Origin of the sequence: Streptomyces sp. ASQP_92, assembly GCF_025399895.1 — a bacterium.
Taxonomy (GTDB): domain Bacteria; phylum Actinomycetota; class Actinomycetes; order Streptomycetales; family Streptomycetaceae; genus Streptomyces.
Genome location: NZ_JAODUA010000004.1, coordinates 1 through 14,707, shown reverse-complemented (window position 1 = coordinate 14,707; position 14,707 = coordinate 1). Strand labels below are relative to the sequence as shown.

Sequence of the window (14,707 nt, the reverse complement as noted above, 5' to 3'; positions counted from 1 at the left end):
GGTCTTGTACAAATGGCATCTCGGGTCGATGATCGCCGAGGCCTCCGCCCTCCATTCCGAGGCGAACGTCCCCGAAAGGCAGGGAAGTTGAGACCGCAGCTATCGGTAGTCACGAACGACGCCTGAGGCCGCTGCAGTTCGGGCCCGGGGGAGGGCCCGCGACGCGGCGCGGTGAGCCCGGCGGTCTCGGCCAGGGGGCCCGCCCTCCAGGTGGAGGCGGCTGCGGCCCCTGTGCGTCCTCACGGCATGTGAGATTCAGGCCCCGGGCCGCCTTTGGTCTCCGCACACGTCGTCAGACCCGGGACGCCTGCCACTCCTGCGCGTAGTCGTTGAAGATGGCCCGCAGATGGTGGCCGATCTTCAGGTAGTCCAGGTCGTCGAGGTTGGCGAGCGAGACCCGCACCGACCACTGCGGTCCCTCGAAGCCGCCGCCGTTGATCAGCACCACACTGGTCTGCTCGGCGAGCCGGAACAGCGGGTCGACGGGCTCGTAGTTCTTCTCCAGGAAGTCCGCGAAGTCCTTGCCGTGGACGCGCTCGGCCTCGGCGAGCAGATCGAGCTCGATGTAGTACCCGGCCCGCTTCGGATCGTCCGCGATCTTCATCTGGGCGCCTTCCAGGAGGAGTTCGAGCCGCTGGCTGACGATCGCGCGGATGCGGTGTTTGTACGCCTGGCCTTCCTCCAGAAGGTCGAAGAGCGAGAACAAGGTCATCATGACCTGCTGCGGCAGCGAGAGGCCGGCGGTGTGGTTGAGCGCGACCTGGCGTGAGTCGGCGACGAGCCGGTCGATGAACCGGATCTTCGCCGGCTCCAGGGTCAGCGTCCCGTACCGCTTGGCCAGGCGCTCCTTCTCCTCCCGCGGCAGTGTGGCGATCAGCTCGTCGACGACGTTGTCTTCGTGCAGCCCGATCACGCCGAGCCGGTGGCCGGTGCAGCCGTAGTGCTTGGAGTACGAGTAGACCAGCAGGGTGTTGCGGGGCGCCTCGGCGGCGATCGAGCGGAATCCCTCCACGAACGTGCCGTACACGTCGTCCGTGACGATCAGCAGGTTCGGGTTGGGCCCGGCGATGATCTCCTTGATCTGCAGGGTCACCCGGTCGCTCAGCGCGAACGAGGGCGGGTTGGACGGGTTCACCAGGCACACCAGCCTCACGCTCGGGTCCGCGAGCTTGGCGATCTCCTCAGGCGGATAGCGCCATTCGCGCACCCCGGTCTCGGTGAACAGGCTCGCCTCGACGCGCACCACGTCGAACTCGTACGTGTCGAGCTCGGGGATCTCCACGTACGGCGTGAACACCGGCACCATCAGAGCGATCCGGTCGCCCTTCCTCAGGACGCCGTTCTTCGTCAGGGAGTCGAAGATGTAGCACATGGCCGCCGTGCCGCCCTCGGTCGCGAACAGCGACAGGTTGTCCTGCGGGGGCCGCTTGTCGAACATCTCGTCGGCGAGATAGCCGCGCACGATCTTCTCGGCGTGGACCAGCATCCGGTCCGGCACAGGGTAGTTGTCGCCGATCGAGCTGTCGGTCAGCTCGTGCATGAACTCGTCCCGGTCAAAGCCGAACCGTTCCACAGCGTACGCGACGCACCGCTCCAGGAGCTCGATGCCGGGCAGGTCCGGGTGCTGGCGCACATACGCGTCGAAGCGAGCGGCCGAACCATGCTTCTCGGGCATGCCGCCCAGGTTGTCGGCGGTCCACACCCGGCGGGACTCCGACAGGGCGAAGTAGCCGAGCGCGAGAAACGCCTCGCGGGGGCCGGTGGCCACCCAGTTCGGGTTGCCGCGGCCGGCGTTGAGCATCTGGCGCGCCGACTTCTCCTTCTGGCCCGGCTCGTCCGCCTGTACCGCCTGGGCGATCTGGATGAACTTGTCCTTCAGCTCGAACGGCGAGAGCTGGGCGAAGGACTGGATTTCCTCACGGGTGAAGGTCGTCTTCGGCACGGAGCTTCCTTACGTACGTGGGCGGTGGCATCAGTGGTGGCGGAGGACGATCACGGCGCCCCAGATGGTGAGCAGGACATTTGCCGAGCAGGAAGCCGAGCGCGATGGTGTCGAAGATCAGGAGCTCGGGGTGTGGATGGAAGATGTTCCGGTCGATGAAATCGATCACGTTCAGGCTCCGAGGACGCCGACGAGGACCGGGCCGGTCAGTGGCAGCAGGAAGTTGGAGAGCGTGTACGTGATCGTGTAGCCCAGCATCGGTACGGAGCTCTGGGCCACCTGGGTGATGGAGGTGATGGCGGGCGTCGAGCACTGCTGCCCCGCGATGGCGCCGATCAGGAGCGGCTTCTCGATCTTCAGCAGGGCGCGCCCGACCAGCAGCGACAGCGTGGCCGGGATCAGTACCATCGCGATCCCGGCGAACGGGAGCAGCGCGCCGTACTGCTTGAGCAGCGGCCAGGCCTGCGGCCCCGAAACCAGGCCGGTGCAGGCGATGAAGACGGCCAGACCCATGTCCTTCAGGGTGGTGGCGGCCTGCGGCGGGAACGCGCCGAAGGTCTGTTTGCGGGAGCGGAACCAGCCGAAGACGAGACCGGAGATCAGACAGCCGCCGCCAGTGCCGAGGGAGAGCGGGATGTCACCGGCGCGCACTACGAGCTGCCCGAGCAGAGAGCCGCAGACGATGCCGAGGCCCAGATAGATGAAATCGGTGGAGTCGTTCTTGACCACCGCGCCGATCTTCGCCACGAGTTTGTCGAGCCCGGAGCGGGCCCCGGCGAGGGTGAGCACGTCGCCCCGCCGCACCACGGTGTCCGGGGTCGCCGGCAGATGCTGGTCGTTGCGCAGGACGTCGGTGACGTACACGCCCTGCCGGATGAACTCCGGGTGTTCGTGCTGGAGCTGATCGAGGCTCTTGCCGTCGGCGGACTTCTCGGTCATCGCGACCTGGGTGGTGGCGAGCGGCGAGTCGAGGCCCGGGATGCCGGGCGTCTCGGGGCCGATCTCGCGGCCCGCCTCGATGGTGTTGGCCCGCCGACCGACCACGAGCACGAGGTCGGAGAGGGTCAGCTCGGTCCCCGCCACCGGGGTGAGGGTGCGGCTGCCGCGCCGCAGCGCCTCGATGGTGATGCGGCCGCCGAGCGAGGACTCCAGGTCACCGATGGTGCGGCCGTCGGCCGTCGTCACCAGATAGGTGCGGCCCACCAGACCCGGCAGCGCCTCGCGCTCGTCGGCCTCCAGGCCGCGCTCGCCACTGCCGCCACGCATCTTCGTCCACAGCTGCCGGGACGCGTCCCGCAGGTTGATGCGCAGCAGCATCGGCATGATCTGGCTGGTGTAGATGACGATGGTGATGAGGCCGAAGAGATAGCAGACGGTGTACGCCGTGGCCACATGCCCCTGGTACTCGGTGATCTGGGCCGCGCTGAGGCCGCCCAGCTTGCCGATTGCCTCGGTTGCGGTCCCGACGACCGCCGATTCGGTGGCGGCGCCGGCCAGGATGCCGGACGCGGTGCCGACGTCGAGCCCGAAGGCTTTCGCGAGGCCGAAGGCGATGCCGAGCACACAGCCCAGCTCGATCAGACAGAGGGTGAAGAAGCGCAGGCTGCCACGGTTGAGGTTGGCGAAGAACTGCGGCCCCGCGAGGTAGCCGAGCGGGAAGATGAACAGGGCGAAGAAGACCGTCTTGACGTCGCCGGAGACCTGGACCTTCGCCCAGGCGCCCATCAGGAGCGAGACGATGAGGGTGCCGCAGATCCCGCCGAGCGTGATGGGCCCGGCCCTCAGCTTGCCCACGAGGTAGCCGAGTGCGAGGCAGAGGAAGAGGGCGAGCTCCGGATGGTCCTTGAGGATGCCCATCGCGGCTCAACCGAGCCGGGGTGTGTGCAGGAGGCGCGGGGCGGCCGGCTCCCGCTGGGCGTGGGGGGCTTTTATGGTCATTCGGCGCATGAGGGCGAAATTAACAGCGGCCGGGGGCGGCGGCATCCGGACCACCGCCCCTGGATGGCCCGTTAGTCGGCACCGGTCACGGGCCATCGGCAGCCGGGCACCTGCCATCGGCCGCTGCCGCGTCCCGGCCCCGCCCCGCGTCCCGGCCATTCCGGCGTCAGGCCCTGGAACCTCGGCCGCTTTGTCCGGTCAACTTGACGGCTGTGCAGCCCTGTGTGGGGAGTGCGTGGCGGTGAGCGGCGAGCCGTGGTTGGGACGTGGTACGCAAGCGGCGTTGTAAACCAACGCGCCGATGCGCGTTCACCGCTTCCAGGGCGAGCCCCGCGAATTCGGCGTCGGGGCCGGGAGGTTGGCCGTACATGTACGCGATGAGGGCCGCACTGTCTCTGCCGGTTCGGGCCGGTCACGAGGAGGGGTCCGGCCGCCGTATCGGCCTGCGGAACTGCGGGCGACAACGACGGCGATCTCCATCGGCGGGCTTGGCGCCGGAGGTCCTCGTCCTGCTGGCCGCGACGATAACGCGCCGCTCGGCATCTGGCCGCCGAGGTCGGTAGGCCGCCTGACCTCACCGAGGACGGGGCATGAGCAGGCGCTCTCACCGTGTGGCACCCGCCCGCCTCAGGTGCCACAAGGCCTACCGACGCCCTCTGCCGCGGATGTTGCTGTAGTGCGCCCAAGTCTCCAGGCCTCGCCCACACCCTGTGCGGTCAGATGGTCCGCGAGGGCGGCCACCTCTGCCACGTCCCACTGTGTGTGCGAACGCTGGCCGCGTACGGCGCGTGGGGGACGTGTCAGCGGGAGCGTTCGTAGTGGCGGCGTGCTTTTTCGCGGTTGCCGCAGAGGGCCATCGAGCACCAGCGGGCGCGGTTGGCGCGGCTGCGGTCGAGCAGGAACAACTGGCACTTGTCGTTGGCGCAGGGGCGTAGCCGACCGGGCATGTCCTGCTCGGTGGCGGCCCAGGCGAGCACCGCCTCGACGGCCAGCCGGACGTGCGGGGGAGTTGTGACCGTCCATCGAAGACCCTCCGAAGTGATCTCCGGGACCTGGTGGACCCCTTCGAGTAGCGGGCCCAATGCGGTGGGCGGGCGTTCTCCGCGCACGACGTCCCGCAGGATGTCCCGCGTCTCGCGCAGCAGCGCCAGTTCCTCGATGCTGCCTTCGCCGCCGTGCTCCCGCGCCCAGCGTCTGCCTCCGGCCGGGTCGCCGAGCACGTCCTGTTCCTCGCCGTTGACGAGTGGCCTGCTGTTGAGCAGGTCCAGCAGCGTGTCCATCGGGCGCCACTCCCATCTAACCGGATCGAGTCATTTGACAGGTTAGCTTACCCCGTGCTTGCATGACGAGGGAACTAACCGCATAGAGGATGTATAGGGGTTAGAAATGAGCTCGGTGCATCACCGGACCGCCACTGTTGACGGCCATGAGATCTTCTATCGGGAAGCCGGCTCCGCCGACGCCCCCGTGATCGTCCTGCTGCACGGCTTCCCCACCAGCTCGTTCATGTTCCGCGAACTCATCCCACTGCTGGCCGATGACTATCACGTCATCGCGCCGGACCACCTCGGCTTCGGCCACTCGGACGCCCCCCTCGTCGGAGAGTTCACGTACACCTTCGACGCGCTCGCCGAACTCACCTCCGCACTGCTCGACCAACTGGGCCTGGACCGCTACGCCCTCTATGTCCAGGACTACGGCGCCCCCATTGGGTGGCGCCTCGCGCTCCAGCACCCCGAACGGATCTCCGCCCTCATCACCCAGAACGGCAACGGCTATGAGGACGGTTTCGTCGAGTCGTTCTGGACCGACGTCTGGGCCTATGGGGCGAACCCCGGTCCCGAGACCGAATCCGCCGTCCGCGCCGCGCTGAGCCTCGACGCCATCCGTTGGCAGTACGTGCACGGCGTGCCCGATCCGAGCCGGGTCAGCCCGGACACCTGGGAGCACGACTTCGCTCTCGTCTCCCGCGAGGGCAACGACGAGGTTCAGCTGGCGCTGTTCCGCGACTATCAGAACAACCGCCCGCTCTACCCGCTGCTGCACGAATTCCTACGCACCAGCGAAGTCCCAGTGCTCGCCGTGTGGGGCCGCAACGACGAAATCTTCGGCCCGGCGGGCGCACGCGCCTTCGCCCGCGACGCCAAGGACGCGGAGGTGCACCTGATCAATGGCGGTCATTTCCTGCTGGAGAGTCACTTGGACGTCGTCGCGGGTTACTTGCGCGGCTTCCTCGGGAGGGTGCAGGGGTAAGGAGGGTCGGGGGCTGGAGACGGAACCTTCGCAGGCCGCCGCGCCAAGCAGTCACCGAGCTGTTGAGCCGCACCCGTACGCTTGTTGTCACGGGTGTAGGGGAGTACGCGCGGTGCGACTGTTCGGCATCGCCGGGCAGACCGGCATGCGCTGCTTCGGCGCGGCCCACCCGAAACGCACCGCCAAGCTGCCCTGGTAGTCGGCCGATTCAGCTCTGAAGCGTGGCGAGCCAGTCGGTCAGCAGGTTGTTGACCTCGTCGGGGCGTTCCTGCTGGATCCAGTGGCCGCAGCCTTCGAGAACGTGGGAAGCCGACAGGCGGGGGAGGGTGGTGGGGTAGGCGTCGATGGCGTCGGACATCCAGGTGGTGGAGGCGTCCAGGGCGCCGCCGATGAACAGGGATGGCTGCTTGATTGGAGCTCCGCGGTGCGGGGCGAGGTCTTCCCAGTCGCGGTCCATGTTGCGGTAGCGGTTGAGGGCGCCGGTCAGACCGGTGCGCTCGAACTCCCCGGCGTAGACGTCAAGGTCCCCCTCGCTCAACCAGGCCGGGAGCGGGCCGGCGGGGAAACGGTCGCGCAGTCGGCCGCCGTGGGCGACGAAGTGCGGGTCGGGCTCGCCCTCGGCGGGCATGGTGTCGCCGGACAGGGCCGCGTAGAAGCCTGCGAGCCAGCTCCGGACGTCGGGCTCGATCTCCGCCTCGGCGCGGCCCGGCTCCTGGAAGTAGGAGACGTAGAACTCCTGCTCGGGGCCGCCCATCCGGCCGAAGATGTCGGTGGGGCGGGGGCCGCCGGGCGGCGCGTACGGGACGCTCAGCAAGCCGACCGCGCGGAAGATTTCGGGGTGCAGCAGGGCGGAGACGGCGGCGATGTTGGAGCCCCAGTCGTGGCCGACGATCACCGCGCTCTCCTCGCCGAGGGCGTGCACGACGGCGACGTTGTCCTCCGCCAGGTCGAGCATTCGGTAGGCGTCGGTTGCGGCGGGCTTGGAGGAGCGGCCGTAGCCGCGCACGTCGATCGCCACTGCCCGGTACCCGGCCGCGGCGAGGGCGGGGAGCTGGCGGCGCCAGGAGTACCAGGACTCGGGGAAGCCGTGCACGAGCAGGACCAACGGGCCGGTGCCCTGCTCGACCAGGTGCAGGCGCCCGGCAGGGCCTTCGACGGTGCGGTGGCGCAGTGCGGCGGTCGGCTCGGATCGCATGAGGGACTTCTCCTCGGTTCGGGGGCGGTCGGCGGGAACCCGACGATCATGCGATGAGGCGGCCACTCGGCGCGATCGGCGTTGCCATTCTGGCAAGGTTGCAGGGCAGAGCGGTGAGCGGTGAGGGCGGCACGGCGTAGGAAACGGGGACCGGTGGCAGGTGACGACGTGGACCAGACGCTGGCGGCCATGGGACCGCGGTTGCGAGTCGTGCGCGAACGCCGTGGCGTCACCCTCGCCGCTGTCAGCCGTGCGACCGGCATCTCGCCCAGTACGCTGTCGCGGATCGAGACCGGCCGACGCAAGCCCACCCTGGAGGTGGTGCTTCAGCTGGCGAAGGAGTACGGAGTCGGCCTGGACGAGCTGGCCGGCACCGCACCCGCCCCTGCGGCCGAGCCCCGCAGGACGGTGCCGCACAGCTTCGGCGACGACAAGGCGGTGTTGCCGCTGACCCGGTACGTCGGCGGCCTGCACGCCCACAAGCATGTGCTGCCCGCCGTCGCCAAGTTGTCTGGGCGGCCCCGGCAGGTGTCCCATGAGGGCTACGAATGGCTGTGCGTCCTGTACGGGAGGTTGTGGCTCGCACTCGGCAGCCAGGACCTCGTCCTGACTGCCGGGGACGTCGTCGAGTTCGACACCCGCGTGCCCCACGGAGTCGCGAACGCCGGATACACCGGGCCGGTCGAGTATCTGATCATGTTCGGGCCTCAAGGGGAACGTCTACGCCTGCGCACCCTTCCAGGCGCTGGGGCGGGGGACTGGTGACAGGAACGCTGCTGAATGAGCAGGTGTGACAAGATGTGTGCTCCGTCTGTGACAACCGCGCTGCATCGTTCGGCCTCATTCGCCGCGTCATCTGGCCCTACCGGCGACCACTGCTGAGCTTCGGCTCAAGGGGGCGGCCAGGCGGGGAGCGGCCTGCGACGATTTCGGATGTCTTCACTAGGCTCCAGCATCGTGACCAGCGATCTCGGTTTCACCTGCTCGTGCTGCGGAGCCCACCACCCGGAGCTGCCTTTGAACTACACGGCTGAAGCTCCGGCCGTATGGGATCCGGAGGCCTTCACCGACGCCGAAGACTGTCTGCTGTGTGCGGACCAGTGCGTGGTTCGCGCCCAGCACTACTTCGTCAAGGGCATGATCGAGATACCGGTCATCGGCGGTGACGAGACGTTTTCCTGGGGCGTCTGGGTCTCCATCAGCCGTGACAGCTTCTCCAGGGCTGCGGATCTGTGGGACACCCCCGGCCGAGAGTCCGAGAAGCCGTCCTTTGGTTGGCTCACCACCGACTTGCCTGTCTATCCGGCCACAACCCTCAACCTGAAGACCTACGTACACACCCGCCCGGTCGGTGAGCGCCCCTTCGTCGAGCTTGAGCCCACCGACCACCCTCTCGCCGTCGAGCAGCGCACAGGAATCAGCCTGGACCGCGTGCGGGAGATCGCAGCGGCTGTGCTCCACGCAGGCGAAGACGCGCAGCGGTGACCGGCAGCCCGGTGCCCCTCCCGGTTCGGGCCGACCGGCCCGAGCTCCAGGGCCCGGAGGTTTGTCGAGGTGGCGGCACACGCGTTCCGGGGCAGAACATCCGGCGACACCGCGAGGCGCGGATCGGGCGCGGGATCCCTGCTGCGGAAACAGACCGGGCTACGGCCTTCAAGGACCGCTGGGTCGGCCTGGCCTGCCGCCAGCCCCGTTCTACGAGGGTTGTTCCCGCATCCTGGACGCCAATCGCCCCGAGTAAATGCCCGACCAGGGCTGATCGTTCGAGGCTGGGGATGCCCGGGTCTCCATGGCCTATGGGCTCGTGATCGGTTCCGACGGGGCGTTCGGCATCGACGCCTGCCCCGGACAACGGCGTCCTGGGTGCCGTCAGCAGTGGGCCGTTGACCTTCGGGGACATCCAGTCCGTGATTCTCGGCGGGATCAGCAGCTACGGGATCGAGTACAGCATCGCCGAGAACATCGTTTCCCAAGGCCTCACGCCTGCGTCGTAGGAACAATCCGACCTGACCCGGCACTCCCCACTCACGCACACGCTGAGATGCTCCGATCGCGGAGATGCCCCGCGCCAGGACCCCGGTCAGGGCCGCACGGAACAGCCACGCGGCCGCCGCCCTGCGAACGGACGTTGGCGGATCAGCCGCGCTTAGGTGTTTTGAGTACGAGGAACGCCTGGAACTGAGTACGTCAGCGCAGGCCAGCCACAAGCAGAGCCGCTTGGCTGTATCGATGCACGAGACGATCCCCACCCTGGCCGACAGCACCCCCATCACCCGAAGCACCGGCACGATTCCGATGTGGGTGACGGCTGCGGCGTTGGCTCTGATCCCGTTGGCCTTCACCTTCGGGGCCTTGGCAGGGATGGCTGCGGACGTCCACCCTCAGACCGTCGCCGTCCTCACGCCGTGCTGGTGGGCGTCTTGGACCCTCACCCCCTTGCTCGTCGTGTTCTCCCGGCTGCCCCTGCGGCACCCCGCCCTGGCCGCGGCATGCCGCTGGGCGGGGTGGGGTGCGCTGATCCCCCCGGCGGTCACGGTCTTGCTCGCTTTGGGCCTGTAGGAGGGTCACCACGCCGCGGCGGCCGGGAGCTGGCGCTGTGAAGTAGATGCACAGGCGCCGGCAGCCTTCGACGGAGCCGGGAGCCGGTGTGCCGTATGAGGAGCCCTGGTGCTGTGTGGTGGGTGGGCGGCGTGGCCGCCGGGCTGCCTTGGCTGGCCCAGGTTGAGCTGCCCGCCGGTACCCTCGGCCCACACCGTTCCTCCGCCCGACCCCGGTCGCGCCTGCGGCTCTCGGCCGCCGTCTGCCCAGCGCCGCGCGCCCGCAGCACCGCCTCCGCCGTCCTGCCGCTCCCCGACGCTCAACGCTGGTGAAGAACCCCACCCGTGCCGGGGCAGCCAGCAGGACGCGCGGCCGCGCCCTGAAGAGGGGATCATGCCCTCCCCGGGGAGCGGTCACCGGCGCCCGGCAGTGCATCGGACGCTATCGGAGGGCGAGAGCACCCGCGAGGGACGGCAGGCTCTGGTTCGGGACGCTCCACATCGACAGCGGGGCGATCGACTCATTCGCCTGGTCAATGCTGATCGGATCCCCGGCGGCTTGCCCGACAAGGCCGCTCACCTTGGACGCCAACAGGCCGACCACGCCCGGTGTCGGCGTACACGTGAACGTGCCCGGCTACGTATGGATGAACATTACGCGTCACATCCTGGACGGCGGCGTGGTCCCGGTGCCCTCGTGTACGGAGCACGGAGCACGGAGCACTGGGGCGAGCTTCGGGCGGTTTGGGGCGCCTCTGGTTATAAGTACAGCTCGCGTGCCGAGGAGGTGAGGCGAGTCTCGGTGGCGGGCGTGGTGTAGGCGAAGTTGAGGACGGTGCGCCGCAGGCCGGAGCGGGTCAGGGGCGTGACGCGGTGGGCGGTGGTGTCGCTGCGCAGGAGATAGGCATCCCCCGGCGCGTGGTGTGCCGTCCGTGCCCGGCCGGTATTGGCCAGCTCGGTGAGGGAGGAGGTGTGAGGGGTGTACGCGACGAGACCACCGTCGCCCGGGTGGGGTGGGGCTTCGAGGAAGACTACGAGGGCGTAGGGATAGTCGTCGGTGTGGGCGCCGTGGGTGTCGCCCTCGCGGTGCAGGATGTTCAGCACGTGCCGCTCGAGAGGGTCGGGCACGGTGGTCGGCGTCTGCCCGACGGCGGCCTCGATCAGCGCCAGAAGCCCTGGGTCCTCATAGAGTCGAGGGATCGTCTTGGACTCCTCGGCGATATGGTGGCCGCCCAGGGTGGTCATGTGGCGGGGCGAGCCATCCATGCAGTCCATGGCGAAGTCCCGCCGCCGTGCCAGCTGTTCCAGCCGCTGGGCCTCGCCGCGCAGGTGCTCCAGTCCGCGCGGGGTGAGCAGGGATGGCAGCGGGAGGTAACCGTCGGCGGCAAAACGCCGTCTCGCGGCCTCCGCGTCGGTTAAGCGGCTGAGGGCGTCAGTGTGGAACAGGCGCATGTGGGGCTCCTTCACGGTTGGGCACGGTCGGGGTCCGGCAACAAGATCCCCCTTCGGCCCTCCGGCCAAGCACGATGCACACACGTTTGCCAGTAACGCGTCACGGTCTGGCAGGCAAGCACCCACCCGAGGGCGCTACCCCGAAAGCCGATCGCCGGGGCCTGTGCCGTGCAGCGTCGACGGCCCCGGTTCTCTGGGTGCGGTGCCTCAGCTGGGCAAGACGCTCGGGGATCGTGTGCGGGATGCCGTGTCGCCGCAGGTAGTTGCGGTTTCTCAGGGACTTTCACCGGGAGGTGTAGGCCTTGTCCGCCAGGACGTGGTCGAGCCACCTGCGCGGTGCGGTGATGATGTCGAGAGCTGGCGGATCGGTCTGCTGCACCTGATGCCGTGTGGTTGCACCGGGCCAGGCTGCATGGCCTCTCTGCCCTGTGTGTCATCAATTTGGGGGCCAAAGAAGAGGCCGCCGCCTCGTCGCTGCGGAGCTGGATGACGGATGGCACCCCCGCCTGATCAACTACGGGGCCGGTTCCCGGCGGTTCTGATCGCGACCTGCCGAGAGGGCCGGCGATGCCTCTTCGGTGGCCGAGGCGGATCCGGGGTACATCAGCTTGGTGCGCACTTTTGGCGCAGAACGCACCACGTCTGCCAGGTGCCGACACAGGCGCCAAGAGGTGGCTTTCGCCGCCCCATGACGATCTGCCGCCATATGGGTCCGCTTGTTGATCACCGGGCATGGCGTCCGGGTCGGTTGCGGTCCGCGGGGGCTCGGGCGTGGGAGAACGGGATGTTCATAGCTGCTTGGGGTCACGACTCCGAGCAACACCGTCCTCTCACCGCGGCTTGGACCCGTCGCCGTGCTACTTGTCGAGGACGCCCACCGCGTGGGCGATGACGAGCAGAGAGGTGATGAGGGCGGCGATGCTCTCAACGGCCATCAGGGCCTTGGCCCGGGTGGAGAGCGGCATGGTGTCGGTGGGGCTGAAGGCGGTGGAGTTGGTCACCGAGACGTACAGGTAGTCCATCAGGGTGGGGACCCAGTCGCTGCTGCGGGACGCGCCGTCGGCGACCTCCTCGACAGCGTCGTCGTTCTCGTCCTGGGAGAACCGGAAGTCCGCCAGCGGCAGTTCGGAGCGCTCCGCCTGGGTGCGCACCACTGGGCCGCCGCGGTCGAGCTCCCAGAACGCCAGGCCGAAGACGATGATGCCGGTGGCCCACACCTGGAGGGCGGCGATCAGCAGGGGGCCGCCCTCTTGAGCCTTGTCGCTGACCAGGGCGTGCACCAGCAGGCCGAGCGAGACGAGGTTGCTGATGCCGATCAGGGCCACCAGGATCAGCGACACGAGCCGGGAAAAGCGGTTCTGCCGGGTCATGCGGCGCGGGTTGACCGCGATCAGCGGGATCAGCAGCAGCACCTCCAGCGCCGGCAGGATGAAGCGCGGGACGAACAGGAGCTGTTCCGGCAGGGCGAGGTAGAGCAGGATCGCGGTCAGCGTGGCGAGTACCGCGGGCAGCCGGGCCTCGCCGCGGCGTTCGTGGCGCGGGAGGCGTTCGCGTGCCTTCACCCGGTGGTCGGGCGTCTTTCTGCCTGAGTCCATGAAACGTCTCCCATACGCGGCGCGGCTGTCACCAGCGGATTCCCCGCCCCACGAGGTCCACTCTCCGAAGGAGTTGGTAAACCACAGCGAGCCGGTACCTCCTGGAGGAGCTTCGCTCCCCGCTACGACAAGACTGCCGCCATCTATCTGGCAGGACTCCACATCGCCGCCATCTTCATCCGGTCAGCGCGATGATCCGAAAGAACGGCTGGATCGCCTGCCGAGCTGAGTGAATCAAGCTGACCCGAGCCGCACACGCCACGGACCACGGGGGATCAGCCACGGCACCCCCGGGCCCGGCGTTATGAAGTCGCGCGGTCCAACGACGGCCGCGGCCCCGACGTTACGTCGTCGCCGGCTCCGGCACTTCGCGAGCTTCGGCCACCCTGCGCGCCAACTCCGCCAACTGCGCCAACTGCGACGGCAGGTAGCCGTCCAGCGAGTCGACGTCGTCACAAAGCTTCGCCTTCAACCCGTGCAGCATGCCTCAGCGAACAGCTTCTGCCGGTCGTCCTCGGGCTGTTGCGCCTGCTCGGCCTGGTATCGGCCCCGGCGGAACCGCATCCGGCGCGCGAACCGGCACCGGCTGAACAGGTGATTACTCAGGCACGACGGAGGCTGCCGGTTCGCTCGAAATAGTGCGGTGACGGGAGTGCGCCGATGCGCAAGCGCAGCCCCCACCCTCGCCGCCCTGCGCTAACTTCTCAGCCTGCCGGGCCCAGTAGCGAGTAGCGGGATGACACCTGCCGTGGCCTCGGCGGAGGTGCTGCGAGCGCCCATCCCAACAGGACCGCGCAGCCCACCAGGCATCCGCATCCAAAACTGGTGGCCAGTGGCCCGGAACTCGGTAGCGACGGACTCCTTGATCACCCGTCGGCGGCGGTGGGACTAGATGAGCCATTCCGAAGTGACCAGTGGTCGTAGGCGATCAGGGACCGTGTGATTGGCTGTCCGGTCTTGTGGTTGTGCCAGATTGCTGCGGCCAGCGCGAGGACGTGCCGGTTGTCGAAGGCTGCGACGACCTGGCCGTGTGCGTGTCCCGGTCCGTGGCTGAACCCCGCGCCATGCTCATGCCATTGGTGTCATAATCGGACGTTGTGTGGACAACGCTTGCGCCGCTCATCGGCGTCCTGCTCGGCGGCTTCATGTCGATGCTGGCCCAGCGCTCGGCAGGACGTGCCTTGGAACGCGGCGAGGCGCGCCGCAGTGTTCGTGAACTTGCCGAGGCGCGCCGCAACGAGCGTCTTACTCACCTCATCGAATTTCTGTCTGCGGTGCAGGAAGCTGAACGAGTCGCGGTGGATCGGCATCACCACAACATGGCTGACGAGCAATGGCAGGCCAGGGCAAGGCAGGTCCTTGACAGGGTGTGGGTGACGCAGAAGACGATTCACGTGCTGTGCACGTCTGAGGTCAGCGAAGCGGCACGTAGCCTCGCGTGGGCAGTACAGGAGGTGATCGGGAAGGGCCCCGAAGACCCGGGAGAGCCGCAGGATGAGAAGGTCTGGGCGCACATACGTCCGAGCCGGCAGGTATTCCTTGATCTCGTGCGCGACCAGTTGAGTTGAAACCCTGGGGAGGGATTCGGTAGCTGCCGTGAGCGGCCCGGGGCAAGCAGCACCAGCTCCGGCCGCCATTGTGCGGCGAGCATCATCTAGTTCACCGGCTTCTCGAGGGACGCAAAGCCCGCCTTGGCGCAGGAGGCGTGTATGTCCACGGGCCAGCAGCAGGCCATCGAATGGCCCCTTGGTCCATCTAGAAGCTGATCACCATCACTTCGCAATGACTCGTCTAG

The 14,707-nt window shown here is 68.2% G+C and carries 13 protein-coding genes; 5 read left to right on the top strand and 8 right to left on the bottom strand.

Annotated features, from left to right (window positions below):
- Positions 1-292: 292 nt before the first annotated feature.
- The 4 genes from N4G70_RS12265 to N4G70_RS12250 all read right to left on the bottom strand — a co-directional run bounded on the left by N4G70_RS12265 (position 293) and on the right by N4G70_RS12250 (position 5,160).
- Positions 293-1,942 carry a bifunctional aspartate transaminase/aspartate 4-decarboxylase gene (locus tag N4G70_RS12265; protein WP_261712619.1) on the bottom strand — a complete coding sequence of 550 codons (1,650 nt, stop codon included), beginning with the start codon at positions 1,940-1,942 and terminating at the stop codon, positions 293-295.
- Complete coding sequence (locus N4G70_RS12260) at positions 1,917-2,111, bottom strand: hypothetical protein (protein WP_261712618.1); 195 nt, start codon at positions 2,109-2,111, stop codon at positions 1,917-1,919. The genes N4G70_RS12265 and N4G70_RS12260 overlap by 26 nt, the downstream gene beginning before the upstream one ends.
- Before the next feature lie 2 nt (positions 2,112-2,113).
- Positions 2,114-3,799, bottom strand: a complete 1,686-nt coding sequence (aspT, locus tag N4G70_RS12255; RefSeq protein ID WP_261712617.1) for an aspartate-alanine antiporter — start codon at positions 3,797-3,799, stop codon at positions 2,114-2,116.
- Positions 3,800-4,680: 881 nt separating this feature from the next.
- Complete coding sequence (locus N4G70_RS12250; RefSeq protein WP_261712616.1) at positions 4,681-5,160, bottom strand: CGNR zinc finger domain-containing protein; 480 nt, start codon at positions 5,158-5,160, stop codon at positions 4,681-4,683.
- Positions 5,161-5,266: 106 nt separating this feature from the next.
- Between N4G70_RS12250 and N4G70_RS12245 the strand changes: the two genes are divergently transcribed.
- Positions 5,267-6,133: an alpha/beta fold hydrolase gene (locus tag N4G70_RS12245; RefSeq protein ID WP_261712615.1), complete on the top strand. Its 867-nt coding sequence runs from the start codon at positions 5,267-5,269 to the stop codon at positions 6,131-6,133.
- 208 nt (positions 6,134-6,341) lie between these two features.
- Here N4G70_RS12245 and N4G70_RS12240 read toward each other — a convergent pair whose 3' ends face one another.
- Complete coding sequence (locus N4G70_RS12240; protein ID WP_261712614.1) at positions 6,342-7,328, bottom strand: alpha/beta fold hydrolase; 987 nt, start codon at positions 7,326-7,328, stop codon at positions 6,342-6,344.
- A 153-nt stretch (positions 7,329-7,481) separates the two neighbouring features.
- Here N4G70_RS12240 and N4G70_RS12235 point away from each other — a divergent pair, with 153 nt between their 5' ends.
- The 3 genes from N4G70_RS12235 to N4G70_RS12225 all read left to right on the top strand — a co-directional run bounded on the left by N4G70_RS12235 (position 7,482) and on the right by N4G70_RS12225 (position 9,887).
- Positions 7,482-8,093 carry a helix-turn-helix domain-containing protein gene (locus tag N4G70_RS12235; protein ID WP_261712613.1) on the top strand — a complete coding sequence of 204 codons (612 nt, stop codon included), beginning with the start codon at positions 7,482-7,484 and terminating at the stop codon, positions 8,091-8,093.
- A gap of 252 nt (positions 8,094-8,345) precedes the next feature.
- On the top strand, positions 8,346-8,813 hold the full coding sequence (locus N4G70_RS12230; RefSeq protein ID WP_261712918.1) for a DUF2199 domain-containing protein: 468 nt from the start codon (positions 8,346-8,348) through the stop codon (positions 8,811-8,813).
- 744 nt (positions 8,814-9,557) lie between these two features.
- Positions 9,558-9,887 carry a hypothetical protein gene (locus tag N4G70_RS12225; protein WP_261712612.1) on the top strand — a complete coding sequence of 110 codons (330 nt, stop codon included), beginning with the start codon at positions 9,558-9,560 and terminating at the stop codon, positions 9,885-9,887.
- A gap of 737 nt (positions 9,888-10,624) precedes the next feature.
- On the opposite strand, the gene N4G70_RS12220 is transcribed toward N4G70_RS12225, so the two are convergent.
- From N4G70_RS12220 to N4G70_RS12210, 3 genes are all read right to left on the bottom strand, one after another.
- Positions 10,625-11,317 carry a hypothetical protein gene (locus N4G70_RS12220; protein WP_261712611.1) on the bottom strand — a complete coding sequence of 231 codons (693 nt, stop codon included), beginning with the start codon at positions 11,315-11,317 and terminating at the stop codon, positions 10,625-10,627.
- 857 nt (positions 11,318-12,174) lie between these two features.
- A complete protein-coding gene (locus tag N4G70_RS12215) occupies positions 12,175-12,912 on the bottom strand; it encodes a hypothetical protein (protein ID WP_261712610.1) in 738 nt (245 codons plus the stop codon).
- A 343-nt stretch (positions 12,913-13,255) separates the two neighbouring features.
- Complete coding sequence (locus N4G70_RS12210) at positions 13,256-13,384, bottom strand: hypothetical protein (protein WP_261712609.1); 129 nt, start codon at positions 13,382-13,384, stop codon at positions 13,256-13,258.
- Positions 13,385-14,009: 625 nt separating this feature from the next.
- Here N4G70_RS12210 and N4G70_RS12205 point away from each other — a divergent pair.
- On the top strand, positions 14,010-14,480 hold the full coding sequence (locus N4G70_RS12205) for a hypothetical protein (protein ID WP_261712608.1): 471 nt from the start codon (positions 14,010-14,012) through the stop codon (positions 14,478-14,480).
- Positions 14,481-14,707: the final 227 nt, after the last annotated feature.

Coding starts and splice junctions, on each gene's coding strand:
- N4G70_RS12240 (WP_261712614.1), bottom strand. CDS start 7,328: ATGCGATCCGAGCCGACCGCCGCACTGCGCCACCGCACCGTCGAAGGC.
- N4G70_RS12250 (WP_261712616.1), bottom strand. CDS start 5,160: ATGGACACGCTGCTGGACCTGCTCAACAGCAGGCCACTCGTCAACGGC.
- N4G70_RS12220 (WP_261712611.1), bottom strand. CDS start 11,317: ATGCGCCTGTTCCACACTGACGCCCTCAGCCGCTTAACCGACGCGGAG.
- N4G70_RS12225 (WP_261712612.1), top strand. CDS start 9,558: ATGCACGAGACGATCCCCACCCTGGCCGACAGCACCCCCATCACCCGA.
- N4G70_RS12245 (WP_261712615.1), top strand. CDS start 5,267: ATGAGCTCGGTGCATCACCGGACCGCCACTGTTGACGGCCATGAGATC.
- N4G70_RS12215 (WP_261712610.1), bottom strand. CDS start 12,912: ATGGACTCAGGCAGAAAGACGCCCGACCACCGGGTGAAGGCACGCGAA.
- aspT (WP_261712617.1), bottom strand. CDS start 3,799: ATGGGCATCCTCAAGGACCATCCGGAGCTCGCCCTCTTCCTCTGCCTC.